The organism is Streptomyces sp. NPDC001070 (assembly GCF_053598835.1).
Genome location: NZ_JBSFLB010000010.1, coordinates 13,437 through 35,936, shown reverse-complemented (window position 1 = coordinate 35,936; position 22,500 = coordinate 13,437). Strand labels below are relative to the sequence as shown.

At 73.0% G+C, this 22,500-nt stretch carries 25 protein-coding genes; 14 read left to right on the top strand and 11 right to left on the bottom strand.

The window, feature by feature from the left end; all coding sequences use genetic code 11:
• The first annotated feature begins 63 nt into the window (after nucleotides 1–63).
• Nucleotides 64–1,041, top strand: a complete 978-nt coding sequence (locus ACWDAS_RS14295; protein ID WP_450390075.1) for an ABC transporter permease — start codon at nucleotides 64–66, stop codon at nucleotides 1,039–1,041.
• A 180-nt stretch (nucleotides 1,042–1,221) separates the two neighbouring features.
• Here ACWDAS_RS14295 and ACWDAS_RS14290 read toward each other — a convergent pair whose 3' ends face one another.
• Nucleotides 1,222–2,016: an SDR family NAD(P)-dependent oxidoreductase gene (locus ACWDAS_RS14290; RefSeq protein ID WP_450389673.1), complete on the bottom strand. Its 795-nt coding sequence runs from the start codon at nucleotides 2,014–2,016 to the stop codon at nucleotides 1,222–1,224.
• A gap of 55 nt (nucleotides 2,017–2,071) precedes the next feature.
• Between ACWDAS_RS14290 and ACWDAS_RS14285 the strand changes: the two genes are divergently transcribed.
• Both ACWDAS_RS14285 and ACWDAS_RS14280 read left to right on the top strand, forming a co-directional pair.
• Nucleotides 2,072–3,478, top strand: coding sequence for an amidase (locus tag ACWDAS_RS14285; protein ID WP_450389671.1), 1,407 nt, complete (start codon nucleotides 2,072–2,074; stop codon nucleotides 3,476–3,478).
• A 5-nt stretch (nucleotides 3,479–3,483) separates the two neighbouring features.
• Nucleotides 3,484–4,053, top strand: a complete 570-nt coding sequence (locus ACWDAS_RS14280) for a TetR/AcrR family transcriptional regulator (RefSeq protein WP_450389669.1) — start codon at nucleotides 3,484–3,486, stop codon at nucleotides 4,051–4,053.
• A gap of 138 nt (nucleotides 4,054–4,191) precedes the next feature.
• On the opposite strand, the gene ACWDAS_RS14275 is transcribed toward ACWDAS_RS14280, so the two are convergent.
• Entirely contained in the window at nucleotides 4,192–4,752 is a 561-nt protein-coding gene (locus ACWDAS_RS14275) for an ester cyclase (protein ID WP_450389668.1), read from the bottom strand.
• A 131-nt stretch (nucleotides 4,753–4,883) separates the two neighbouring features.
• Between ACWDAS_RS14275 and ACWDAS_RS14270 the strand changes: the two genes are divergently transcribed.
• The 4 genes from ACWDAS_RS14270 to ACWDAS_RS14255 all read left to right on the top strand — a co-directional run bounded on the left by ACWDAS_RS14270 (nucleotide 4,884) and on the right by ACWDAS_RS14255 (nucleotide 6,903).
• Complete coding sequence (locus tag ACWDAS_RS14270) at nucleotides 4,884–5,498, top strand: TetR/AcrR family transcriptional regulator (protein WP_450389666.1); 615 nt, start codon at nucleotides 4,884–4,886, stop codon at nucleotides 5,496–5,498.
• Nucleotides 5,499–5,647: 149 nt separating this feature from the next.
• Nucleotides 5,648–5,917 (top strand): hypothetical protein, encoded by a 270-nt coding sequence (locus tag ACWDAS_RS14265; RefSeq protein ID WP_450389664.1) that lies wholly within the window; start codon nucleotides 5,648–5,650, stop codon nucleotides 5,915–5,917.
• Between the two features lie 212 nt (nucleotides 5,918–6,129).
• Nucleotides 6,130–6,273: a hypothetical protein gene (locus tag ACWDAS_RS14260; protein ID WP_450389662.1), complete on the top strand. Its 144-nt coding sequence runs from the start codon at nucleotides 6,130–6,132 to the stop codon at nucleotides 6,271–6,273.
• Nucleotides 6,274–6,321: 48 nt separating this feature from the next.
• Complete coding sequence (locus tag ACWDAS_RS14255) at nucleotides 6,322–6,903, top strand: chloramphenicol phosphotransferase CPT family protein (RefSeq protein ID WP_450389660.1); 582 nt, start codon at nucleotides 6,322–6,324, stop codon at nucleotides 6,901–6,903.
• A 10-nt stretch (nucleotides 6,904–6,913) separates the two neighbouring features.
• Here ACWDAS_RS14255 and ACWDAS_RS14250 read toward each other — a convergent pair whose 3' ends face one another.
• Nucleotides 6,914–7,750 (bottom strand): helix-turn-helix transcriptional regulator, encoded by an 837-nt coding sequence (locus ACWDAS_RS14250; protein WP_450389658.1) that lies wholly within the window; start codon nucleotides 7,748–7,750, stop codon nucleotides 6,914–6,916.
• A gap of 134 nt (nucleotides 7,751–7,884) precedes the next feature.
• On the opposite strand from ACWDAS_RS14250, the gene ACWDAS_RS14245 reads away from it, so the two are divergent.
• A complete protein-coding gene (locus ACWDAS_RS14245) occupies nucleotides 7,885–8,592 on the top strand; it encodes an SDR family NAD(P)-dependent oxidoreductase (RefSeq protein WP_450389656.1) in 708 nt (235 codons plus the stop codon).
• 177 nt (nucleotides 8,593–8,769) lie between these two features.
• On the opposite strand, the gene ACWDAS_RS14240 is transcribed toward ACWDAS_RS14245, so the two are convergent.
• A complete protein-coding gene (locus ACWDAS_RS14240) occupies nucleotides 8,770–9,162 on the bottom strand; it encodes an SRPBCC family protein (protein ID WP_450389654.1) in 393 nt (130 codons plus the stop codon).
• A gap of 187 nt (nucleotides 9,163–9,349) precedes the next feature.
• On the opposite strand from ACWDAS_RS14240, the gene ACWDAS_RS14235 reads away from it, so the two are divergent.
• Nucleotides 9,350–10,330, top strand: a complete 981-nt coding sequence (locus ACWDAS_RS14235; RefSeq protein WP_450389652.1) for a D-cysteine desulfhydrase family protein — start codon at nucleotides 9,350–9,352, stop codon at nucleotides 10,328–10,330.
• Nucleotides 10,331–10,431: 101 nt separating this feature from the next.
• Here ACWDAS_RS14235 and ACWDAS_RS14230 read toward each other — a convergent pair whose 3' ends face one another.
• From ACWDAS_RS14230 to ACWDAS_RS14220, 3 genes are all read right to left on the bottom strand, one after another.
• On the bottom strand, nucleotides 10,432–10,944 hold the full coding sequence (locus ACWDAS_RS14230) for a Dps family protein (protein WP_450389651.1): 513 nt from the start codon (nucleotides 10,942–10,944) through the stop codon (nucleotides 10,432–10,434).
• 565 nt (nucleotides 10,945–11,509) lie between these two features.
• The gene (locus tag ACWDAS_RS14225) at nucleotides 11,510–11,947 is read right to left on the bottom strand and encodes a Fur family transcriptional regulator (RefSeq protein ID WP_450389649.1); all 438 of its coding nucleotides are present in this window, start codon (nucleotides 11,945–11,947) and stop codon (nucleotides 11,510–11,512) included.
• Nucleotides 11,948–12,415: 468 nt separating this feature from the next.
• Entirely contained in the window at nucleotides 12,416–13,042 is a 627-nt protein-coding gene (locus ACWDAS_RS14220) for a TetR/AcrR family transcriptional regulator (RefSeq protein ID WP_450389648.1), read from the bottom strand.
• Nucleotides 13,043–13,216: 174 nt separating this feature from the next.
• Between ACWDAS_RS14220 and ACWDAS_RS14215 the strand changes: the two genes are divergently transcribed.
• The gene (locus ACWDAS_RS14215) at nucleotides 13,217–14,239 is read left to right on the top strand and encodes an aldo/keto reductase (RefSeq protein ID WP_450389646.1); all 1,023 of its coding nucleotides are present in this window, start codon (nucleotides 13,217–13,219) and stop codon (nucleotides 14,237–14,239) included.
• A gap of 70 nt (nucleotides 14,240–14,309) precedes the next feature.
• Here ACWDAS_RS14215 and ACWDAS_RS14210 read toward each other — a convergent pair whose 3' ends face one another.
• Nucleotides 14,310–14,723 carry a carboxymuconolactone decarboxylase family protein gene (locus ACWDAS_RS14210; protein ID WP_450390072.1) on the bottom strand — a complete coding sequence of 138 codons (414 nt, stop codon included), beginning with the start codon at nucleotides 14,721–14,723 and terminating at the stop codon, nucleotides 14,310–14,312.
• Between the two features lie 201 nt (nucleotides 14,724–14,924).
• On the opposite strand from ACWDAS_RS14210, the gene ACWDAS_RS14205 reads away from it, so the two are divergent.
• Nucleotides 14,925–15,851, top strand: coding sequence for a pirin family protein (locus ACWDAS_RS14205; protein ID WP_450389644.1), 927 nt, complete (start codon nucleotides 14,925–14,927; stop codon nucleotides 15,849–15,851).
• Between the two features lie 368 nt (nucleotides 15,852–16,219).
• Nucleotides 16,220–17,101, top strand: a complete 882-nt coding sequence (locus tag ACWDAS_RS14200; RefSeq protein WP_450389643.1) for an IclR family transcriptional regulator domain-containing protein — start codon at nucleotides 16,220–16,222, stop codon at nucleotides 17,099–17,101.
• Nucleotides 17,102–17,156: 55 nt separating this feature from the next.
• Here ACWDAS_RS14200 and ACWDAS_RS14195 read toward each other — a convergent pair whose 3' ends face one another.
• The 3 genes from ACWDAS_RS14195 to ACWDAS_RS14185 all read right to left on the bottom strand — a co-directional run bounded on the left by ACWDAS_RS14195 (nucleotide 17,157) and on the right by ACWDAS_RS14185 (nucleotide 20,217).
• Nucleotides 17,157–18,014: a dioxygenase family protein gene (locus ACWDAS_RS14195; RefSeq protein WP_450389641.1), complete on the bottom strand. Its 858-nt coding sequence runs from the start codon at nucleotides 18,012–18,014 to the stop codon at nucleotides 17,157–17,159.
• Between the two features lie 195 nt (nucleotides 18,015–18,209).
• Nucleotides 18,210–19,034, bottom strand: coding sequence for a citryl-CoA lyase (locus ACWDAS_RS14190; protein ID WP_450389639.1), 825 nt, complete (start codon nucleotides 19,032–19,034; stop codon nucleotides 18,210–18,212).
• A complete protein-coding gene (locus tag ACWDAS_RS14185; RefSeq protein WP_450389637.1) occupies nucleotides 19,027–20,217 on the bottom strand; it encodes a CaiB/BaiF CoA transferase family protein in 1,191 nt (396 codons plus the stop codon). Before ACWDAS_RS14185 ends, ACWDAS_RS14190 begins: the two co-directional genes overlap by 8 nt.
• Nucleotides 20,218–20,476: 259 nt before the next feature.
• On the opposite strand from ACWDAS_RS14185, the gene ACWDAS_RS14180 reads away from it, so the two are divergent.
• Nucleotides 20,477–21,925, top strand: a complete 1,449-nt coding sequence (locus ACWDAS_RS14180) for an amidohydrolase family protein (RefSeq protein WP_450389636.1) — start codon at nucleotides 20,477–20,479, stop codon at nucleotides 21,923–21,925.
• A gap of 19 nt (nucleotides 21,926–21,944) precedes the next feature.
• On the top strand, nucleotides 21,945–22,475 hold the full coding sequence (locus ACWDAS_RS14175) for a DoxX family protein (RefSeq protein WP_450389634.1): 531 nt from the start codon (nucleotides 21,945–21,947) through the stop codon (nucleotides 22,473–22,475).
• Nucleotides 22,476–22,500 lie beyond the last annotated feature (25 nt).

Here is a 22,500-nt window from a genome sequence, read left to right as displayed (position 1 = left end):
CGGAGTGACGCCGGACCCGGAGGCGTGGCCCGGCCTTTCGGAGGATGGGATGCGCGTATGCCGATGACTCACCCCTCCGGGTTGTCGCGTTTCCGGCCGGCCCTGGTCATCGTGCTGCTCCTGGCCGTGGGGGCGGGGTTGTTCGCCGGTTCGTACAGCTTCGCCATGGCGCACCCCACGCCGCACCACGTCCCGGTCGGCGTCGTGGACGACTCCCCGGATCTGCGGAAGTTCGTGGCGGGCCTGGACTCCGCGCTGAGCACACAGCTGGACCAGCGGCGGTTCGCCACGCGCGCGCAGGCCGTCGACGCAGTGGACCGGCAGCACGTGTTCGCCGTCCTGCAGACGAGCCGAGGGGGGCAAGGTGTCTCGCTGGACCTGGTGCCGGCCGCGGGCGCCTCGGTGGCCCGAGTGCTGGCGGCGGCGGCACCGGGGGCGGCGGCGGAGGCCGGTGTGCGCCTCACCCTGGGCAACCTCAGGCCGCTGCAGCCCGGCGACCCGCAGGGGCTCGCCATCTTCTACATCACGCTGGCCGCGGTCATCGTCGGCTTCCTGGGCGCGGTGCAACTGACCGTGCACGCGGCGGATCTGCGGCCGCTGGAGCGGTTCCTGACGATCGTCACGTACTCCGTGCTCGGCAGCCTGTCGATCGTCGCGGTGGTGGACTGGGGCCTGCGCGTGCTGCGGCTGCCGTTTCCGGAGTCGTGGGGGATCCTCACCCTCACGATGGTGACGTCGGCCCTGGTGTTCACGGCCTTCTACATGCTGTTCGGCCGGTGGGCGATCCTGCCGACGTGGCTGCTCATGGTGCTGCTCGGCAACCCGTCCTCCGGCGGGGCGGTGTCGTGGCTCCTCCTGCCGGAGCCGCTCGGGGCCGTGGGGCGCTGGCTGCCGCCCGGGGCGTCGGTCAACGCCCAGCACAACGCGATCTACTTCCCGGACAACCAGTACGCCTTCCCGTACCTGGTGCTGTTCGGCTGGGCGGTGGCGGCCGCCGCGGTGTCGTGGATCTGGCGCCGCCGCCGGTACCCGGACGCGTGAGCCGGTGCACGGGCGCGACGGGCGCGGGTGCCTTCACGTGCGGACGGCGCCCGCGCCGTCCGGGAGCGGGTGTTCGGACCAGATGGCCTGGCCCTGCGCGGTGCAGCGCGTCCCCCACGGCTGGGCGTGCCCGGTGGTCATCACACCGCGAACGGGACCGCGGCGTGCGGCTCGCGCGGGTCAGCGGCGGTGCTGCTGTGCCTTCACGATGTCCCGGGTGGCGCGCTCGGCCGACCCGCTGAGGCGCTGGACACGGGCCGCGAAGACCGGGAACTGACCGGCGACGGCGGTGAGCAGGCGCAGCTCGGGCGGAGCGACGTTCACCTCGCCGAGGTTGCGCTCGACGGCTCGTACGACGCCCGCCGTGACCTGGCGCGGCGTCACCGTACGGGCGCCGGCAGGTGTCCTGGCCCCCGTGTCGGCGAACATGCCCGCCTCCCGGACGAATCCGGGCTGGACCAGGGACACGCCGACCCCGGTGCCGTGCAGGTCCTCGCGGAATCCGTGGGCGAAGCCGCGCAGCCCGAACTTGGAGGCGTTGTAAAGGGAGGTGGACCGCGAGGCGGCCTTGCCGGACAGGGATCCGATCAGGACGATGTGGCCGCGCCCGGCCTTCACCATGGCCGGGGCCAGGAGCCGTGCCAGCAGGACCGGCGCCCGCAGGTTGACCATCAGGGCGCGGTCGAGCTGATCGGGGGAGTAGTCGAGCAGGTCGCCGCTGCTCGGCAGGGCGGCGTTCGCGACGAGGATGTCGACGCCGGCGCACTCGGCGGCCAGCCGTTCCACGTCCGCCCGGTCGGCGAGGTCGGCGGCCACCACACGGGCGTCCAGGCTCTTCGCCAGGGGTTCGAGAACGTCGGTGCGGCGCCCGCTGAGGGTCAACCGCGCGCCTCTTGCGGCGAGTTCGCGTGCCATGTCCTGGCCGAGCCCACCCGTGGCGCCGGTGAGCAGAACAGTTGCACCAGCGATGCGCATCCGTCTAACCTCCCGTCTCGTTCGTTCGAACGAACAATAGGGAGAGGGGGCGGCGATGTCCACTGCCCGTACGGAGGGCCTGGCCGCGCAGGCCCGGGCACTGCGCGAAGGCGACGTCACCTCTGCGGACCTGGTCCGCCACGCGCTGGAACGGATCGAGGCCACCCAGCCGACCGTCAACGCCTTCCGCCGCGTGCGCGCCGAAGCCGCCCTGGCGGAGGCCGAGGACGCCGACCGGCGGCTGGAACGCGGAGAGCGGCTGCCGCTGCTGGGCGTCCCCGTCGCGATCAAGGACGACATGGACCTGGCGGGCGAGCCCACCGCGTTCGGGTGCGCCGGGGCGTTCCCCGACAAGTCCGAGGACGCGGAGGCGGTACGCCGGCTCCGCGCGGCCGGCGCGATCGTGGTCGGCAAGACCAACACCTGCGAACTGGGGCAGTGGCCGTTCACCGAGGGGCCCGCCTTCGGCGCGACCCGCAATCCGTGGAATCTCGGCCACACGCCCGGCGGTTCCTCCGGTGGCTCCGCCGCGGCCGTGGCGGCCGGGGTGGTGGCCGCCGCGCTGGGCTCCGACGGGGCGGGCTCGGTCCGCATCCCCGCGGCCTGGACCCGCCTGGTGGGCATCAAGCCGCAGCGCGGCCGGGTCTCCACCTGGCCGGACGCCGAGTCCTTCCACGGTCTCACGGGCAACGGCCCGCTCGCCCGTACCGTCGCCGACGCCGCGCTGCTGCTGGACGCCGCGGCCGGGCAGCACCCGGGCGACATCCACCGGCCCCCGGACATCGCCGCCGCCGAGGCGGCCGGACGCGAACCGGGCCGGCTGCGGATCGCCCTGTCCTGGCGGCCCCCCTTCGTCGCCGCCCGCGTCCCGCTCGACCCCGCCGTACGGCGCGCGGTCACCGAACTGGCCGAGGCACTCGCCCGGCTGGGCCACCACGTGGAGGAGGCCGAGCCGCGCTACGGCCTGATCGGCCTGAGTTTCCTGCCGCGCGCCCTCGCCGGCATCAGCCAGTGGAGCGACCGGGTCCCGGACCGTGCCCTCCTCGACGCCCGTACCCGCGCCGCCTCCCGGAACGGGCGCCTGCTCGCCGGGGCGGCCCTGCGGCGCGCGCGCCGCGCGGAGAGCGGCCAGCACCGCCGCGTCGGCGAGATCTTCACCCGCTTCGACGTGCTCCTCACCCCGGCCACCGCCACCCCGCCGCCGTCGATCGGCGCCATGACGGAGCTGTCGGGCTGGCGGACCGATCAGGCCGTGATCGCCGCCTGCCCGTACGCCTGGCCCTGGAACGTCCTCGGCTGGCCCGGCGTCAGCGTCCCGGCCGGCTTCAGCGGCGACCTGCCGGTCGGAGCCCAGCTCCTGGGCCCGGCCCACAGCGAACCCCTGCTGGTCTCCCTCGCCGCGCAGCTGGAGGGCGATCAGCGCTGGTACGAGCGGCGCGCCCCGCCGGCGGTGACAGAATGACGGGCATGCCCAACCCCGCCGGCACCCGCCAGAACATCATCCGCGCCGTCCTGCGGATCATCGGCCAGGACGGCGTCGCCGCGGTCACCAACCGGCGCATCGCCCAGGAGGCCGGGGTGTCCCTCGGCTCCGTCACCTACCACTTCGCCACGCAGCACGACCTGTTGCGGGAGAGCCTGCTGCACTTCGTGGAGGAGGAGACCGGCCGCTTCACCGAACTGGCCGCGCAGGGCCAGGAGGAGGGCATCGACCTCAAGGGCGCCGCCGCGCTGGTCGGTCAGGTCGCCGAGGTGACGACGTTCGACAGCACGCACCTCGCGCCCTTCGAGCTGTACGTCCAGGCCGGCCGCGACCCCGCGCTGCGCGGGGCGGCCGCCCAGTGTTTCGCCGCCTACGACCGCCTCGCCGCCTCCGTCCTCACCGCGCTCGGCGTACCGGACGCCGAGGAGGCCGCGTCGACGGTCGTGGCCCTGGTGTTCGGCATGCAGCTGCGCCGCCTGGCCACCGGCAGCTCCGCAGAGAACCTGGTCGACGCCCTGCTCCTCCTGGCCAGGGGCGCCTCGGGCGGCCGCTGAGCCGGAGCCCGCCGTCACGTCGCCTCCCTGGCGGTCTTGGGCCAGGTGTCCGCACGCCGGGTCGCCGGACCGTCCGAACGGACCCCTTACGAGGACGCATCGCCGGCTCTCCGCCGACGTGACGGCCGGGCCGGCCCGCTACGCCCGTGCCTGCCCGGCGGCCTCCGCGGCCAGCTTCGTGACCTGGTCGGCAGCCCGCGCGGCGCGTCCGGAGACCTTCCAGGCCACCATCCGCATGGCCACGGCCGGTGACGGGGGGAAGACGCCGAGCTGGCCCAGCATCGTCACGTCGTCGCGCAGCGCCTCGTGCCGGACGACCTTGCCCTCGCGGATGTCGAGCAGGTGCACCTGCTCGAAGTCGATCTCGCGCCCCGTGGGAGGGATCGCCTGGTCGAGCGCGCCGTCCCGGAAGCGCACGAACGGGCCGGTGTGCCGGCCCTGCATGCGCAGCCGTACCCAGACCTGATCGTCGTTGCCGGCGATGCCCAGCACGGGGAACCGCAGATCGCTGAAGGCGGAGCGCAGCCACGCGCCGGAGGCCAGCGTTCCGGCGGGGCCCGGTATCGAGCACGCCGCCGGCGAGACGGCCGCCTCGCGGTTGTGGTTGTCCGCGCCCACGACCGCGGCGGCCAGCTCCGCGTCGCCCGTCTCCAGGATCCGGAACAGCCCCTCGGCCAGGTCCTTGGCGTCCATCGCCATCGTTCCCACCTTTCGCCCGCCCGCCGCACGGGTCGGTCCCACGGCGTGCGCGAGCCGCGCACCCGATATTGAGGTTATAGAGGACCGATTGGATAGGTCAAAGCGGCAAGGATATCCCGTAGGATGGCGCCATGTCCGCCAAGCGTGTGTATGTCTCCCCGCTCCGTGAGAAGGCCGCGGCCCGGACGCGCGCGCTGATCCTCGAACAGGCCGAGCAGCTCTTCGCCGAGCGCGGCTACGGGCGGGTGACCGTCGCGGACATCGCAGCGGCGGCCGGAGTCGCGTCGAAGACCGTCTTCGCGAGCGTCGGCAGCAAGTCCGACATCTTGGACGGGCTCGTCGACAAGGCCGTCGTGCGGTCCGGCTACGAGGAGGCCGTCGCGAAGATCCTGGCCCTGCGGACGCCCGAGGCGGTCCTTCAGGCGCTCTCGCGGGGAACTCGCGCGGGCAACGAGGGTCAGTTCAGGGTGCACGAGGCGATTCACAAGGCACTCCCCGTCCACGAGAACGGGGAGGCGCTCTGGGAAAGGGCGACGGCCGCATATCGTCAGGCACTACGCGATGTGGCCCGGCACTTCCTGGACATCAGCGCGGTGCCCCACCGTTACTCGCCGGAAGAGACCGCGGACCTGCTCTGGTTCTGGTTCGGCCCCACCGGCTGGCGCACCCTGGTGGTAGAGAACGGCTGGTCGTGGGAGCGCGCCGAGGAGGTCCTGTACCTCACCGCCGTGGCCGCCCTCACCTGAATCCGCTCCGTCCCCTCGGGCGCCGGAATTCGCCGGGAATGGCTTGATGGCTCGTCACAAACCCGGCCCGGCTGTCACTCGTTAAGGCGATTCGTGGATTGACGGGCGTTCACCGGGGAATGCGTTCTGGCGAAAGGGAGTGATTCTTCATGGATTTGAAGATTCGCAGGCTCGTTTTCGGTGCGGGAATGCTGGGAGTCGTGCTGGGCGCCCTGATCGGCGCGATCTCGGCGGGCACCGTGTACAGCGTCGTCGTCGGCGCGTTGCTGTGCGCGACGGCCGGCGTCGTCGCGGTCCTCTACTGGAGCGAGCACGGAGGCGCCCGCCGTCGCCGTGCGCGGTGGGCCCAGCGCCCGGAGCAGATTCCGCACCCGCGGCGGTTCGGCCGGCTCGACGGCCCTGACGCCTTCCGCTACTGACCCGACCGGGCCCGGCGCCCGGGACGGGCATGCGGGAGCGCCGGGGTTCCCGGGCGCCGCCATACAACGCCCGAAGCGGGGAAGGCGGGCATGCGACGCCAAGTGGAGGTGCCCATGTCGCCCGTGCCACACCTCGCCCACGACTGCCGCCGCTCGTCCGACGTCCTCGCCCGCTGCCGGCGAACGCCGCCGCCGCACACGGAGGATCTGCGATGATCGCCGCATTGGCGCTCGGGCTGCCGGTGTTCCTGCTCGGCCTGATGCTCGTCCTGTCCGCAGTGGAGGACCGGTTGGTGAGTCCTCCCCCCACCCAGCCGTCGACAGCCCCCAACGCGCCCGGCACGCAAGCGCCGTAGGGCAGCCGCCCCCGCGGCCCGAGGCGGGCCGGCGGCGGAGGAGGCACGTTGCCCGACGCCGTCGCCAGGACCGGCCTCATCGTCTTCCTCAACGGGACGTCCAGCTCGGGGAAGTCGAGCATCGCGCGGGAACTGCTGCGCACCCTGGACGAGACCTACTTCCACCTGCCCGTGGACGCCTTCCACGCCATGCGCTCCCGCCGCGAGGTGACCCCGGACGAACTGCCGGGCGTCCTGCGGCGCACCTGGATGGGTTTCCACCGCGCGGTCGCCGGGATGGCCGCGGGCGGCAACAACGTGGTGGTCGACCATGTCCTGAGCGAGCCGTGGCGACTGCGGGACTGCCTCGGGCTCTTCCCTGCGGAGGATGTCGTCCTGGTCGGGGTGCACTGCTCGCCCGGGGAACTGGAGCGGCGCGAGCGGGAGCGAGGGGACCGTCCGGCGGGCCTGGCGGTCCGCCAGTTCGGCCTCGTCCACGCGCACGGCCTGTACGACCTCGAGTGCGACACCACCGCGACGTCCCCGGTGGAGTGTGCCCGCCGCATCCGCGACTTCCTGCCCCTCAGGACGTTCCCGACGGCGTTCCAGCAGCTCGCGGCCCGGGTGGACGGGGCCCGGGCCGGCGGATGACGGCTGCCCGCTACCCGGTGAGCTGCTGGGTGCCGAGCACGGTGAGCAGCGCTAGGCGTTCGGCGTCCTCGGTGCCCGGTTCCGCGGTGTACACCATGATGCGCAGATCGCTGCCCGTCACGGTGAGCACATCGCAGTCCAGCGTCAGCGGGCCCACGCGCGGGTGGTCGATGGTCTTGCGTGCCGCCTCGTGACGGCCGACCGCGCCGGCGTCCCACAGTTCGGCGAAGCGGTCGCTGTGCGCGCGCAGTTCCGTGACGAGTTGCCGCAGCTGCTGGTCGGCCGGGTAGCGGCCGGCGGCCGCGCGGAGGTCGGCGACGAGCGCCGATTCGAACGCGGGCAGGTACTCCGGAGTGCGCCGGGCCCGGCCGCCGCCGAGGAAGTGCTGCCACACGCCGTTGCGCTGGTTGCCGCGCCATCCGGACGGATCGCCCATCAGCGCCGCGTAGGGCGGATTGGCCACGAGCAGCGTCCAGGACGCGTCGTAGACCGCGACCGGGGTGCCGGTCAGCCGGTCGAGCAGCCGCTGGACGCTCGGGGTGATGTACGCGGGCACCGTGTCCGGGCCCGGAGGCGCCAGCCCGGCCAGCTGGAACAGGTGCGCCCGCTCGGTCGGTGACAGCCGCAGCGCCCTGGCCAGGGCCTCCACGACCTGCGCCGACGGGTGGGAGGCCCGGCCCTGTTCGAGCCGGGTGACGTAGTCGACGGAGACCCCCGACAGCTGGGCCAGCTCCTCGCGCCGCAGCCCCGCCGCCCGCCGGTGCCCGCCGACGGGCAGCCCGGCGGCGTCCGGGGCCACCCTGTCGCGCCACCGCCGAACCGCCCTGCCGAACTCCGTTGCCGCCATGGTCCCCAGTGTGCGTCGCCGGTCGGGCACCTGCCTGGTACCCGCAGTCCCAGGAAAACGGGTCGACTGCCTGCCCGGGCCGGCCCGGCGGAGCCTGGAGGCACATCACTGGCGCTCACACCAGGAGCAGACACATGACGACAACGCTGATCACCGGAGCGAACAAGGGCCTCGGCTTCGAGACCGCCCGCAGGCTCGTCGCCGCGGGGCACACCGTCTACATCGGCAGCCGGGACGCCGAACGCGGGCGCCTGGCCGCCGAGCGGCTGGGCGCGCGGACGGTGCACATCGACGTCACCGACGACGCGTCCGTCGCCGCCGCCGTGAAGGCCGTCGAGGCCGAGGGCGGCCTGGACGTGCTGATCAACAACGCGGGCATCGAGGGACGCACACCGGGCAACGGCGTGATCGGCGCCGCGGAGGTGACGCCCGGGACGATGCGGCCGGTCTTCGAGACGAACGTCTTCGGCGTCGTGCGCGTGACGCACGCGTTCCTGCCGCTGCTGCGGGGCTCCGCCGCCCCGGTGGTGGTCAACGTCAGCAGCGGTCTGGCGTCGATGGCCCGGGTCACCGATCCGTCCGCGCCGGCGTACCTCTACCCGGGGGTCGCCTACCCGGCGTCGAAGCTGGTGGTCAACATGATCACCGTGCAGTACGCGAAGGCGTTCCCCGAGATGCGCATCAACGCCGTGGAGCCCGGCTACACGGCGACCGACCTGAACGGGAACACGGGCACGCAGACCGTAGAGGAGGGCGCCGAGATCATCGTCCGCATGGCCCAGATCGGCCCGGACGGCCCGACCGGGGGCTACTTCGACGCCGAGGGCCCGCTGCCCTGGTGACGCGGCTCCGGACCCAGCCTCATATTTGATTCGGTCCAAACCGGGATTCACGGCGGAGGAGCGGGAGGGCGGACCCGGGTCCGCCGGGATGTGCGACACCCCGGGAGCCGTCCTCTCGTTTCGGCGGTGCGGCCGGCGCCGACAGGCGGCCCCGGCAGCGCGGTCGCGCCGCCGGAATCAGGCGGTGACCATCCGCGACAGACGGTGCAGGCTCTCGTCCAGCGCCTGGTCGACGGCGTTCCTCGGCGGCGCGATGCTCTCGTCGACGAACGACAGGTGGATGGTCACCTCGCTGCTGCGTTCGTCCGTGCGGTCCACCTGCAGCCAGCCCGAGTACCGGTCGTCCTCCCGGGTGCCCCACTCCAGCCGTTTGTGCGCGCGGTCGGCCCGGAAGAGCGCGTCGGCGTCCCGTCCGGTGTCGTCGTCGTGCACGGTGACGTCCGGCGGGGCGGCGGAGCGGACGTGCAGTTCGTCGGGGAGCCAGGACTCGATGCGGCCGAGGTCCTCCGCCTGGTCGAAAACACGGTCGGCAGAGGCCGTCATGTTCATGGAGCGCTCGTACTCGCTCACGGCGATCCCACCTCCTCAGGGGGAGACTTCGAGTGTCCCTCGGAGCCGCGGCGGCGGCCAACGCGGCACCGTCCGCCTCCTCCGCCTCCCGGGGCGCAGGTCTGCGCCCCGGGAGGCCCACAATGGAGTCCACCGGCGCCGTCGAGGGCGCCGGTCCCCGCCGCAGTCGGACCCTGGAGCGCAGTCGATGCCCGGCAAGATCACGCTGTCCACCTGGCCCACCCCCGTCGAGCCGATGCCGCGCCTGGCCGCCGCGCTGGGGCTGGACGCGGACGACCTGTGGATCAAGCGTGACGACCTCACCGGGCTGGGCGGTGGCGGCAACAAGGTCCGCAAGCTCGAGTGGACGATCGGCGAGGCCCTCGACGCGGGCGCGGACACCCTGGTGACCGTCGGCGCGGCGCAGAGCAACCACGCCCGCCTGACCGCCGCCGCCGGTGCGCGACTCGGGCTCGACGTCGTCCTCGTGTTCCCCGGTACGGCACCCGACGCGGGTTCCGGCACCGGCAACCTCGTCCTCGACGGACTCTTCGGCGCGCGGGTCCTGTGGGCGGGCGACGGCGAGCCCAGCACCCTCGCGGGCGTCGCCGAGGACGTGTGCGGGCAGCTGCGCAGCGAGGGCGCGCTTCCGTACCTGATCCCCTTCGGCGGTTCGAGCCCCACCGGTGCCCACGGCTACGTGGAGTGCGGTGAGGAACTCCACGCCCAACTGCCCGGCCTCGCACACGTGGTGGTGGCACTCGGCTCCGGCGGCACCATGGCCGGCCTCGTCGCCGCGCTGGGCGAGGAACGGGTTCTGGGTGTCCACTGCGGGGCCGTGGACGAGCCCGCGGCGATCGTCGCCGGCCTGACCGGGGCCGTCGCGCACCGCGCCGTCGACCCCGGATCGCTGCGCATCCGCACCGACCAGGTCGGCGCCGGGTACGCCACGCTCCACGAGCCGGTCATGGAGGCGATGATGACGGCCGCCGGTACCGAGGGACTCGCCCTCGACCCCACCTACACCGGGCGCGCCATGGCCGGACTCGTCGCGGCGGTACGCGACGGGGACATCCGCCGCGGGCAGCGGACCGTCTTCCTGCACACCGGCGGCCTGCCCGGGCTGTTCGGGCACGCCGAGGCCGTCCGGCGCTCGGTCGGCGCGCTGCGGCCGTACGAACGGAGCTGAGGGGGCGGGAGGTTCACGCGGCACGGCCGCCGGCCGGTCGTGCCCCCGCCCGCCGGTTGCGCCGGAGGGCGGGAGCGGGGCGTGGCGGTCCCCGTGGGGCGTCACGCGTGGGCGAGCCGGTCGCGCAGCATCCAGGCGTGCTTCTCGATCGCCTGGAGCGTGGTGTTGATCAGGTCCCCGGTGGCCGGGTCCTCGTCGCCCGTCGCGCTGAACGCGGCGCGCAGCACGCAGCCGATGGTGTGGAGGCGGCCGAGCACGAGGGACGCCGCGCGGGCGACCTCGACGCGGCCCTGGGGGAACTCCGGGAGCGTGGTGCTCCGCGCCACGGCGTCGGTCCTGCCGTCGGGGGCGGCGCCGAGGGCCCGCATCCGTTCGGCGAACTCGTCCGCCGCGTCCCGGGCGGTGGCGGCGATCTCGTCCAGTTCCAGGTGGAGGCCGCGGAAGCCGGTGCCGACGATGTTCCAGTGCGCCTGCTTGGTCTGCGTGTGCAGTTCGAGCAGGTCGACGAGGACGTCCTGGAGGGTGGTGGCCAGCGGTTCGGAGGCGATGAACGGCGCGGCGTCGTAGGCGCGGCGCCGATTGGCGGTACGGGAGTCGTGCAGGGTCGAGGTCACGGTGAACTCCGTTCCGAGGGGTGAGCGGTGTGCGGTGTGATCCGCTTCCGCCGCGGCGGCCCCCTGCTGCGCCGGGTGGCGGCGGCACGGGCCGGGATCGGTCGGTGTGTTGAGGTGTGCCCCCGGCCGGCGAAGGGGGAGACGTGCCCGCGGCGGGCCCGCCGCGGGCGGGCGCGCGGCACCGGATCGCTGATGCCGGAGGTGGGGCCGGCGTGGGCCCGTGGTGTCGTGCTTCCCACACTACTCTCAGATTGGACCGAGTCAAATCTAGGCGGTGCGTGAGTCGATCGGATCGCCGAGCGGTCTCCGTGCGGTCCGCCGGGGCGCCGTCGACGACCGCCCCGGCGGTGATCGCTCCCGCCGGATGCCCTTGCGGATGCGGGGAGTTCGGGGCGGCTGCCGCGCTCGCGCCGCGTGGCCGCCGAGCTTGCGGCGAGAGTGGGCGGATGGGCCGGGGAGGAGGCGGACCGCGCTCCCGGCAGCACGAAAGCCCCTGGTTCGTGCGGATGCGGATCCAAGGGCTCGACGTTCCGAGGGGTGCGGCGTGCGGGCCGCAAGGGCGTGGCTACGCCTCGGTGGAGGCCTTCTGGCACCGGTCGCACAGGCCCCACCAGGTGATCTCGGCCTCGTCGATGGCGAAGCCCTTGTTCTCCACCGGGTCCAGGCACGGGGCGGCGCCGACCGTGCAGTCGACGTCCTCGATGCGGCCGCAGTTGCGGCAGACCAGATGGTGGTGGTTGTCGCCGACGCGCAGCTCGTAGCGGGCGGGGGAGCCGGCGGGCTCGATGCAGCGGATCAGCTGCGCCTTGGTGAGGTCCTCCAGCACGTTGTAGAGGCCCTGCTTGGACAGCCCGCCCGGGGCGGACGGGCCGACGCCGATCCGCGCCTCGAGCTCGGATGCCGTGGAGTGCGGGTGGCCCTGCAGGGCGGTGAGGATGGCGCGGCGCTGTGCCGTACTGCGCAGCCCCCTGCTCTTGAGCAGGTCGCCCACTGGCTGCTCCATGGCCGGCGTCACGCTCCTTCTTGCTCGCCGCGCGGGTGGCGGACCGCGGGCACGCACCACAGCCGCGCGCTGACCGACGCTACGCCCGAGAATTGACGAAGTCAAATTTAGCTGAGGTGGTCGCGGGGCGGCCGTGCTCAGTCGGCGGTCTCGGCGGTGTGGCAGGTGGTGGAGACGACCCGGCGGGCGGTGAGGCGGCCGGTCGCCCGGCCCGGCCCCTTGGGCTGGTGGCAAGGAGGCGGACGACGCGGGAGTGCTCCGCGCAGGTGGACAGGCCGCAGCGGGTGCGGACGCCGATGCCGTCGCTGTGGTGGCGGGCTTCCCGGACGCAGTCGTAGCACTTCGCGCGGAATCGCTCCGTGGGTGGGGGAGGGGTGCGCTGCTCTCGTCGCCCCGCCCCTCGAACGTAAAGGCGGGAGTTGGCCGAGTCGCATCTCGGGTCGCGCCCGCTCCGCCGTGCGCGAGGGCTCAGGCCTCCGGGCGGCGGTAGGTGCCGTACCACTGCGACTCGGCGAGGTCACGGGCCACCGCCTCGTCCCGGGCCGGGTCACCGATCGCCACCTGGCGCGCGATGACCTGCTCACCGCCCCAGGCCAGCACCTGCGCGGCGGTCGCCGCGTCCACTCCCCGGTGGAGACGGCCGGCCTCCTGCTCCGCCTCGATCAGCAGGGTGATGTGCCGGGTGAACCGGTCGATCTCCCGCGCCCTCGCCTCGCGCATCTCGGCGTCGTAGGCCGCCACTTCGGCGATGGCGGCGAGCAGCGGTCCGCGCTCGCGGTAGTAGCGCAGCTGCTCGACGTAGATCGCCGTCAGGCCGTCGGGGCCGCCGTCCGGTCCGGTCGGCCGCCAGTCGCCGCCGATCCGGAACAGTTCCTCCTTCATGTGGGCGGTGAGCCGGATCAGCAGGTCGGTCTTGTCGCGGAAGCACAGGTAGAAGGTCGACCGGGCCACGCCCGCCTCCGCGGCGATCCGCTGGACGCCGAGCTCGGTGAAGGTGGCCCCGGCCTGGAGGAGCCGCTCGGTGGCGGCGAGGACCGCCGCCTCGGAGTCCGCGCGGCGCCTGGTCTGGCGGGTCGGGCGGGTGATCGATGCCATGCCTGCTGCTCCCTGGTTGACCGGACGCCCATTCTCTTCGTCCCGCATGTCACCGTACTGCCTCGGACACTGTGTCCGACATAGTGTCGTGCATACTGTCCAATGTGCCCCTGAACGGCGCACCGCTGTCCGGTCCGCGGGGCAGTGACACGTAGAGGCAAGGCAGACGACGACATGCGCTACACGCGACTTGGCAACACCGGACTTCTGGTGTCCCGGCTCGGCCTGGGCACGATGTCCTTCGGCGGAGGCGACCACGACTTCTGGAAGGTGCTCGGGGGCCTCGGCGACACCGAGTCCGGCAAGATGCTGGACGCCGCGCTCGATGCCGGCGTGAACCTGATCGACACCGCGAACATCTACTCCGCCGGCGAGTCGGAGGAGGTACTCGGCCGGATACTCGGCGGGCGGCGCGACGACGTCGTCCTCGCCACGAAGGTCTACGGCCGGATGGGCGCCGGTCCCAACGACATGGGCCTGTCCCGCGTGCACGTCATGCGCCAGCTGGAGGACAGCCTGCGGCGGCTGGGCACCGACCGGATCGACCTGTACCAGATCCACAGCTTCGACACGCTGACCCCGCTCGAGGAGACGCTCCGCACGCTGGACGACGCGGTCCGCCAGGGCAAGGTGCGCTACATCGGCGCGTCCAACCTCGCGGCGTGGCAGCTGATGAAGGCGCTCGGTGTCTCGGCCCTGCACGACCTGGAGCACTTCGTCTCCCTGCAGGCCTACTACTCGCTCGTGGGCCGGGACATCGAGCGCGAGATCCTTCCCGCCGTCCGCGACCAGGAGCTCGGGCTGCTCGTCTACAGCCCCCTCGCCGGCGGATTCCTGAGCGGCAAGTTCCGTCGCGGCATGGAGCACGACAGGTCGACGCGGTGGGGGAAGGCGTCGAACCCGCCGGTGGACGAGGCGCGCGGGTACGACATCGTCGACCGCCTCGACGAGATCGCCGGGCGGCACGGCGCCACGGTCGCGCAGGTGGCGCTCGCCTGGGTGATGCACCAGCCCGGGGTGAGCAGCGTGCTCGTCGGTGCCACCCGTATGGAACAGTTGCAGAACAACCTGGCGGCGGCCTCGCTCACGCTCACCGACGACGACCTCGCCCGGCTCGACGAGGTCAGCCGCCTGGCCCCCGAGTACATCGAGCGCGTCCAGAGCGGCCCGGGTGCCCAGCGGGAGCCGATCGGCTGACCGCGGCCCCGGGCCGGCGCGGGCCCCGCCGGACCCGCCGTCCGGGGTGGGCTTCACCCCGGGCGGCGCGTCAGGGCCGTGGGGCCGGGCGCACCGGGTGCTTGCTGAGGATGGAGACCCGGTTGAAGGAGTTGATGGTGATGGCCACCCAGATCAGGGCCGAGAGCTCGTCGTCGCTGAACACCTCGCGCGCGGCCTCGTAGGCCTGCTCCTGGGCCGCGGCGTCGGTGGGGTCGGTCGTCACCTCGGCCATGGCGAGTGCCGCCCGCTCGCGGGGGGTGAACAGTTCGGTGTCGCGCCAGGCGGGCAGCACGGACAGCCGCTGCGGCGTCTCGCCCGCGTCAAGCGCCGCCCTGGAGTGACGGTCCAGGCAGAAGGAACAGCCGTTGAGCTGCGACACGCGTATGTTCACCAGCTCCACCAGGGATCGGTCGAGCCCGGCCTCCGTGGCCACGGCGCGCACGGTCTCGGCGGCCGCCCGCATCGCCTTGTAGGCGCGCGGGCTCTGCTTGTCGATGAAGATCCGCCTGTCCGTCCGTACCGCGGTCGTGTCGCTCACCATCACTCCTTCGCCGGGCCGTCTCCGGCCGCCCTGCGGTGCCCGTCGTCCTTCGCGGGCACCGCCGTATCATCAACTCCATGATTGTTGAAATCGGAAGCACCCGTTGTGTGAGAAGCGCGACAGATGAGTGAGACCCAGGCCGAGGCCACCGTGGAGATCCTGTCCGCCCGCGACGTCCCCCTGGGCGGGCCCCGGGCGATGACCGTCCGGCGCACCCTGCCGCAGCGGTCCCGCTCGCTGATCGGCGCCTGGTGCTTCGCCGATCACTACGGACCCGAGGACATCGCCGCCACCGGCGGCATGGACGTCGCGCCCCACCCCCACACCGGGCTGCAGACCGTGAGCTGGCTCTTCAGCGGCGAGATCGAGCACCGCGACAGCCTGGGCACCCATGCCCTGGTGCGCCCCGGCGAGCTCAACCTCATGACCGGCGGGCACGGCATCAGCCACTCCGAGGTGTCCACCGAGCGCACCACGGTGCTGCACGGCGTCCAGCTGTGGGTGGCGCTTCCCGAGGAGCACCGGGACACCGCCCGCGACTTCCACCACTACGTCCCGGCGCCGGTCGCCCTCGGCGGGGGCGAGGCGCGGGTGTTCCTGGGTTCCCTCGCCGGCGACACCTCGCCGGTCCCCACCTTCACCCCCCTGCTCGGCGCCGAACTCCGCATCGAAGCGGGAGCGACCGTCACCCTGGCGATCGACCCCCGCTTCGAGCACGGCCTGCTGGTCGACAGCGGGGACGTCGACATGTCCGGTACGCGGCTGCGGCCGGCCGAACTCGGCTATCTGCGCCCCGGCGGTGACACGCTGACGGTGACCAACCGCTCCGACTCCCCGGCCCGGACCGTGCTGCTCGGCGGGACGCCCTTCGGGGAGCAGATCATCATGTGGTGGAACTTCATCGGCCGCACCCAGGAGGACATCGAGCGGGCCCGCGCCGACTGGATGACCGGCGACCGGTTCGGCCAGGTGAAGGGATACGACGGCGAGCCGCTGCCCGCGCCCGAACTGCCGCGGGTGCCCCTGAAGCCGCGGGGAAACGTGCACTGACCCGGGCTCACGGCGGGCCCGCGGGCCCGCCGGGGCACCGTCGTCCCAGGCGGAGAGCGTTGCCGGTGTCTCGGGTCCGGGACGTGCCCATTCAGTCGGCGGGATCCCGGCGGAGCGTCCTGCCGGTGACGGGGGCGTGGCCGGGCGCTCGTTGCCCGCTCCCGGCAGACGCGGGTACGCGCGAGGCCACGGGACCGAGTGCCGCCGTCACGGCGGACGATCGTCCGTATAATGGCTGACGAGAGGATGCCTGTGCAGTCGGGGGCCGGCAAAAGGGAACGGACGCAGGCGCGACGCCGCCTGGGAGCGGTCCGCCCTACGGTCACCGACGTACCGGGCATCGCCGTCGTCGACGCGGGAGGCATCGGATGGCAGGGCGCGGTAGCGGTCCGGACTTCGTGGAGGCACTGGCCCGCGGGCTGGACGTGCTCGGCTGCTTCGACGCCCGGCACCACCGGCTGACGCTGAGCGAGATCGCCGCGGCGACGGGGCTGGCGCGGCCCACCGCCCGCCGCCTGCTGCTGACGCTGGAGGAGCTCGGCTACGTCCGCTCGGACCAGGGCGCGTTCACCCTGACACCGCGTGTGCTGCGCCTGGGCATGGCCTACGTGAGCTCGCTCGGCCTGTGGGATGTGGCCCGCCCCCACCTGGAGACCCTGGTCAAGCAGACCGGGGAGTCGTCCTCGATGGCCCAGCTGGACGGGTCGGACATCGTCTACGTGGCCCGGGTCTCCGTGCCGAAGATCATCGCGCTGCGGGTGGACATCGGCACCCGGTTCCCCGCCCCGCAGACCTCCCAGGGCAAGGTGCTGCTCGCCGCCCTGGGCCCGGAGGAACTGGAGGCCGTCCTGGCCGAGCCCAGCCGTTCGGGACTGCCGGAGTTCCCGGAGCGGTCGCGTGAGGAGCTCGCCGCGGAGCTGCGCACGGTGCGCGCCCGCGGCTGGGCGCTGGCCGACGAGGAACTCGCCCCCGGCGTACGGTCGGTCGCGGTGCCGGTGCGGGACGGCGACGGGGTGGTCCGCGCGGCGATGAACGTCACCGTGCACGCCGCCGAGACCGCGGTGGACGTGCTCACCACGAAGCACCTCCCCCTGCTGCTGCGCGCGGCGGGGGAGGTATCGGCGGACTGGGCGCTGTGGCAGAGCCGGCCGCACGCCGAGGTCCGGCCCGCCGCCGCGGCGTTCGCGCACGGCGCCGCGGAGACCGGGGACCCCGGCGGCGCCGAGGGCGCGGGCATCGCCGCCGGCTGACGTCTTCGTCCGCCTTCGTCGGTGCCCGCCCGAAGCGCCCGCGACCGACGCGGCGTCAGACGGACTGCAGGACGAAGTCGTACTCGGCGTGCAGGTACGGCACGTCGATCGCGGTCCCGTCGGGCGCGGATCCCGCCGGCCGTTCGGTGAACCGCACCACCAGCGCTTCCTTCGTGCCGAACACGACGTCGCTGTCCAGGTATTCGCTGCCCTCCTGGAACAGATGGGTGATCAGCTTCTCGTACCCGGGCTCGTTGATGAGGAAGTGGACGTGCGCGGGGCGGAAGTGGCTGATGTCGGTGGTGCTGATCAGGTCGCCGACCGGTCCGTCCATGGGTATGGCGTAACCGCGCGGGGCGATGGTGCGGACGCAGTAGGTGCCGTCCTCGCGGGCGCGGTACTTCGCGCGCAGCCGCGCCTCGTCGATCTCGGGGAGCTGCGCCTCGTAGGCGCCGTCGGCGTCGGCCTGCCACACGTCGAGAACGGCCCCGGGAACGGGCTTGCCCTCCAGGCCGGTGACCTTGCCGGTGATGAACAGCGGCGTTCCGGCGATGCCGTCGGACATGTCGAAGCCGTACGGGGCGGCGGGGGATCCGTCGATGTGGAAGGGGCCGAGGACGGTGGCGGGGGTGGCCCTGGGCGCGAACTTGTTGTTCAGCTGCACCACGAGCGTGCTCAGCCCGAACACGTCGGAGGCGAGGATCAGTTCCTGACGCTTGTCGTCGCTGATCCGGCCCGCCGCGGTCAGCCACTGGATCGCGGCCATCCATTCGTCCTCGGCGAGCTCCACCTCGCGGGCGAACGCGTGGAGGTGACGGATCAGGGCGGACATGAGCTCCGCCTGGCGCGGGGCGTGCGAGGTCGCCCAGCGCTGGGCCGCCAGCTCGGTGATGTTGTCCTCGTTGACGAACATGGTTGCTCCTCGGTGTTCCTTGCGGGTTCGGTGATGACCGCTGTGCTGCTCATCCGTGCCGGTCGTGCGTGCCGGTGAGGGCGCCAGTGCTTCGGCCGGCCCGCCGCGCCGACGACGGCCCGGGTGTTTGCCGGAGCGGTTGATGAGCCCCCGGACACCCGCCGTCAGCGGTGCGCGCCCTGCCGCCGGGCACTCTCAGCGATGGGAGCCTCCGTCGGTCTCCGGCCGGGGAGGTACGGGCCGGTTGTTCAGGTCGACGGAGAGGAAGATGTCGTTGGCGACCGGATTGCGCATCTCCTCGGCGAGCTGGCCGATGAGTCCGGCGGTGCGCGCGAGCAGCGCGAAGCCGCGCAGCAGCGGCAGCGGCAGCCCGAGGTCGGCGAGCGCGGCCCCGCACACACCGGCGCCGTTGAGCGGCAGGGTCCTGCCCAGCACCTGGGGGTGCACGCGGCCGATGGCCGCGAAGAGCGACAGGTGCGGCCCGAAGAGGCCCTCCTCGGCGGCGATGCCCATCAGGCGGGGCGTACGGGGGTCGCCGTCCTTGTGCACGTGATGGCCCAGGCCCGGCACGAAGCGGCCGGCCGCCCGCTGCTCGCGCACCAGACGCAGCGCCAGTTCGTCCCAGCCCGCCTCGTCGCGGGGCGGTTCGCCGTGCGCGGCGAGCGCCTCGTGCAGGAACGTCCCGGTGTCCTCCGTGACGCCCAGGAAACGGGAGCCCCCGCCGAGCAGGCCCGCGGCCAGCGCGCCCTGGACGGAGTCGGGCGCGGACAGGTACGTCAGCCGCGTGACGATGGCCGTGGGCGTGAAGCCGTGGTCGGCGAGGGCCGCGAGCACGGCTTCGAGGACCCGGGTCTCGCCCCGGGCGGGCCGGCGCTGCGTGGCCAGCCAGAAGGCCAGTTCGCCGAAGCCGACCGTGCCCATGATGTCCTCGGCGAGGTCGTGGCCGAGCAAGGTGATGCTCTTGCGGTCCGAGGCGCCCAGCGCGGTGGGGTAGCCGCTCGGCGCGGACGGGTCAGTCACGGGTGTCCTCCGGGTCCTTGGCCAGCCAGGCGCGCAGCTCGGCACCGTGTTCGTCGAGCTCGGGCGGCGGCAGGTGGTACACCGCGGGAGTGGCCGAGAATGTCACCGGGTGCCGTGTCGTGGGCACCGCTCGGTCGCCCTCGCCGACGGTGACGACGGGGTCGAGCGCGAACCGCTCGGCCATGGCGAAGCCGCCGTCGATGGTGTTGATCGGGCCGCTGGGCACGCCTGCCTCGACCAGCAGCTCGAACCACTCGTTCGCGCCGCGCCTGACCAACTGCTCGACCAGCAGCGGCCGCAGCTCCTCGCGGTTCGCGGTGCGGTCGGCGTTGCGCGCGAACCGCGGGTCGTCGGGGACGCCGGGAATGCCGAGGACCTCGCACAGCTTGCGGAACTGGCCGTCGTTGGCGGCGGTCACGATCAGGTCGTTGTCGGCCGTGGGGAAGGGCTCGTACGGAAACACGCTCGGGTGCGCGTTGCCCATGCGGAACGGGACCTCGCCGCCGGCCACGTAGGCCGAGCTGTGGTTGACCAGTCCGGTCAGCGCCGACGACAGCAGGTTGACCTCGACGTGCTGGCCCTCGCCCGTCGCGTCGCGGTGCCGCAGCGCGGCGAGGATGCCGATGGTGGCGTGGTTCCCCGCCATGACGTCGAAGACCGAGATCCCGGCACGGAACGGCGGGCCGTCCGGGTCCCCGGTGAGGCTCATGAGCCCGGACACGGCCTGCACCATCAGGTCGTAGCCCGGCACGTCGCGTCCGGGGCCGGAGCCGAAGCCGCTGATGGACGCGTAGACCACGGCCGGGTTCCCGGTGCGCACCGACGCGTAGTCCAGCCCGTACTTGACCAGGCCACCGGGCCGGAAGTTCTCGATGACGACGTCCGCCCGGCGGGCCAGTTCGCGCGCCGCCGCCAGGTCGCCCTCGTCGCGCAGGTCGAGGGCGATGGAACGCTTTCCGCGGTTGACGCCCAGGTAGTAGGTGGACGCCTCGCCGCGCACCGGGGGCGTCCAGCTCCGGGTGTCGTCCCCCCGCGGCCCCTCGACCTTCACGACGTCCGCGCCCAGATCCGCCAGCAGCATCGTGGCGTAGGGCCCGGCCAGGATCCGGGAGAAGTCGGCCACCAGCAGCCCGGACAGCGGGCCCGCTGTGCCCGGTCGCTGGGGCGCGGTGCTCTCTGACATCCAGTGCCACCTTTCGTCTGACCGCAGGACGGACAGCCGTCCGTCATTGTGATTCTGTTGCGGAACGCCGAGGTCGTCAAGCGGGACCGGCACCGCCTTGGCTGCTCGGAGGCTTGCCCGTACTGCGGTGTCTCGTCCTGGGACAGTGTCCGCCGCGGCTACCGTACGCAGGCCTTCCGAACCATGTCGCGAGGCTAGCGCTCACCCCGTTGACCGAATAGCGTACTCATGTCCGTCAAGCGGCCAAGGGAGTTCAGTGATGGATAAGGTCGAGGCATTCACCCCGGGGCGGCCCGTAGTCCTGCGCGGTGGCACCGTGCTGCCCGTGAACCGTGAGCGCGAGGTGCTCGCGGACACCGACGTCCTCGTCGTCGACGACCGGATCGCGGCGGTCGGCCCCCGGCTGGCGGTGCCGGACGGGACGGTGGAGATCGACGCCACGGGCGGCATCGTGATGCCGGGCATGATCGACACGCACCGCCACATGTGGCAGACCGCGATGCGCGGCTACGGCGCCGACTGGACCCTCACGCAGTACTTCGTCTGGTACTACCTGGAGCACGGCAGGAAGTTCCGCCCCGAGGACGTCCACGCCGGCAACCGGCTCGCCGCCGCGGAGGCCCTCGACGCCGGCGTCACCACCGTCGTCGACTGGTCGCACGGCCTGCAGACCGTGGACCACGCCGACGCCGCCGTGGACGCCCTGCGGTCCGTGCCCGGCCGCTTCGTCCTGGCCTACGGCAACATCCAGCAGGCGCCCGCCGAATGGACCGCCGCGCCGGAGTTCCGCGACTTCGTCAGCCGCCGCATCAACGGTGACGACATGCTCGGCTTCCAGCTCGCCTTCGACGTCACGGGCGACCCGGCCTTCCCCGAGAAGCCCGCCTTCGAGGTGGCCCGCGACCTCGGCGTCGCCGTCACCACCCACGCCGGGGTCTGGGGCGCCACCAACGACGACGGGATCCGCCTGATGTACGAGAACGGCTTCATGACCCCGCAGACGGTGTACGTCCACGCGTCGACGCTCTCGGCGGACTCGTACCACCGCATAGCGGCGACGGGAGGCTCGATCTCGGTGTCCACCGAGAGCGAGCAGAGCGCGGGCCAGGGCTACCCGACCACCTGGGCGATCCGCTCGCACGACATCCCCGTCTCCCTGTCCATGGACACCAGCGTGTGGTGGAGCGGCGACCTGTTCTCCGCCATGCGCACCACCCTCGGCGCCGACCGCGCCCGCGCGCACCTGGAGGCGCACGCCAAGGGCGACACCGTCACCCACTGCGCCCTGCGCGCCGACCAGGTCGTGGAGTGGGCCACCCTCGGCGGCGCCCGCGCTCTCGGCCGCGAGCAGGACCTGGGCAGCCTCGAAGCGGGCAAGAAGGCCGACATCGTCCTGCTGAAGAACGACCACTCGCCGGTCTCCTTCCCGCTCCTCAACCCCTACGGCCAGGTGGCCTTCCAGGCACAGCGCGGCGACGTGCACACCGTGCTCGTCGACGGACGGGTGGTCAAGCACGAGCACCGCCTGCTCGGCGTCGACCTGGCCGCCGTGCGCCGCGAGGTCGAGCAGACCGTCGACCACCTGCGCTCGGCCATGGGCGAGGAGGAGTGGCGCAAGGGCATGAACCCCGACGTCCCCGAGACGAAGGTGCTCGACAACCCGTACACCTACACCGACTACCGCAGCGCCTCGACGCACGGCCACTGAACCGAAGGAGGTCCGAGGCATGAGTATGGGGCTGCTGCTGCTCCGACTGCTGCTCGCCGCCCTGCTCTTCGGCCACGCCACGCAGAAGCTGCGCGGCTGGTTCGGCGGAGCGGGGCTCGCGGGTACCGGCGCGATCTTCGAGCGCTGGGGCTTCGTCCCCGGGCCGCGGATGGCCCTGGTGGCCGGCGTGACCGAGCTGACCGGCGCGGCATCGATCGCGGCCGGGCTGCTGACACCCGGCGGGTGCGCCGTCGTCGTCGGGACGATGGCGGTGGCCGCCACCGCGACGGCGCCCAACGGTTTCTGGGCGCAGAAGGGCGGCTGCGAAGTGCCGTTCTGGTACGGCGCGGTCGCCGCGGTCCTCGGCTTCACCGGGCCCGGCGCCTGGTCGCTCGACAACACGCTCGGCCTGACGTGGCGGCCGGCCCCCGCCTGGGGCCTGGCCGCGCTCGCGGCCGGGCTCCTCGCGGCGGCCGTACCGCTCGCCTCCCGAGCCAAGGTGCTGCGGGAGAGGCGGGAGGAGACCCCCGCGCCCCACGGGAACGCGTAGCCACTCCGGATAAGCCGCCTCCGGC

Excerpts from the sequence above, each read along its gene's own strand:
- ACWDAS_RS14295 (WP_450390075.1), top strand. The coding sequence starts at position 64 with ATGACTCACCCCTCCGGGTTGTCGCGTTTCCGGCCGGCCCTGGTCATC.
- ACWDAS_RS14290 (WP_450389673.1), bottom strand. The coding sequence starts at position 2,016 with ATGCGCATCGCTGGTGCAACTGTTCTGCTCACCGGCGCCACGGGTGGG.
- ACWDAS_RS14285 (WP_450389671.1), top strand. The coding sequence starts at position 2,072 with ATGTCCACTGCCCGTACGGAGGGCCTGGCCGCGCAGGCCCGGGCACTG.
- ACWDAS_RS14280 (WP_450389669.1), top strand. The coding sequence starts at position 3,484 with ATGCCCAACCCCGCCGGCACCCGCCAGAACATCATCCGCGCCGTCCTG.
- ACWDAS_RS14275 (WP_450389668.1), bottom strand. The coding sequence starts at position 4,752 with ATGGCGATGGACGCCAAGGACCTGGCCGAGGGGCTGTTCCGGATCCTG.
- ACWDAS_RS14270 (WP_450389666.1), top strand. The coding sequence starts at position 4,884 with ATGTCCGCCAAGCGTGTGTATGTCTCCCCGCTCCGTGAGAAGGCCGCG.
- ACWDAS_RS14265 (WP_450389664.1), top strand. The coding sequence starts at position 5,648 with ATGGATTTGAAGATTCGCAGGCTCGTTTTCGGTGCGGGAATGCTGGGA.
- ACWDAS_RS14260 (WP_450389662.1), top strand. The coding sequence starts at position 6,130 with ATGATCGCCGCATTGGCGCTCGGGCTGCCGGTGTTCCTGCTCGGCCTG.
- ACWDAS_RS14250 (WP_450389658.1), bottom strand. The coding sequence starts at position 7,750 with ATGGCGGCAACGGAGTTCGGCAGGGCGGTTCGGCGGTGGCGCGACAGG.
- ACWDAS_RS14245 (WP_450389656.1), top strand. The coding sequence starts at position 7,885 with ATGACGACAACGCTGATCACCGGAGCGAACAAGGGCCTCGGCTTCGAG.
- ACWDAS_RS14235 (WP_450389652.1), top strand. The coding sequence starts at position 9,350 with ATGCCCGGCAAGATCACGCTGTCCACCTGGCCCACCCCCGTCGAGCCG.
- ACWDAS_RS14225 (WP_450389649.1), bottom strand. The coding sequence starts at position 11,947 with ATGGAGCAGCCAGTGGGCGACCTGCTCAAGAGCAGGGGGCTGCGCAGT.
- ACWDAS_RS14220 (WP_450389648.1), bottom strand. The coding sequence starts at position 13,042 with ATGGCATCGATCACCCGCCCGACCCGCCAGACCAGGCGCCGCGCGGAC.
- ACWDAS_RS14215 (WP_450389646.1), top strand. The coding sequence starts at position 13,217 with ATGCGCTACACGCGACTTGGCAACACCGGACTTCTGGTGTCCCGGCTC.
- ACWDAS_RS14210 (WP_450390072.1), bottom strand. The coding sequence starts at position 14,723 with ATGCGGGCGGCCGCCGAGACCGTGCGCGCCGTGGCCACGGAGGCCGGG.
- ACWDAS_RS14205 (WP_450389644.1), top strand. The coding sequence starts at position 14,925 with ATGAGTGAGACCCAGGCCGAGGCCACCGTGGAGATCCTGTCCGCCCGC.
- ACWDAS_RS14200 (WP_450389643.1), top strand. The coding sequence starts at position 16,220 with ATGGCAGGGCGCGGTAGCGGTCCGGACTTCGTGGAGGCACTGGCCCGC.
- ACWDAS_RS14195 (WP_450389641.1), bottom strand. The coding sequence starts at position 18,014 with ATGTTCGTCAACGAGGACAACATCACCGAGCTGGCGGCCCAGCGCTGG.
- ACWDAS_RS14185 (WP_450389637.1), bottom strand. The coding sequence starts at position 20,217 with ATGTCAGAGAGCACCGCGCCCCAGCGACCGGGCACAGCGGGCCCGCTG.
- ACWDAS_RS14180 (WP_450389636.1), top strand. The coding sequence starts at position 20,477 with ATGGATAAGGTCGAGGCATTCACCCCGGGGCGGCCCGTAGTCCTGCGC.
- ACWDAS_RS14175 (WP_450389634.1), top strand. The coding sequence starts at position 21,945 with ATGAGTATGGGGCTGCTGCTGCTCCGACTGCTGCTCGCCGCCCTGCTC.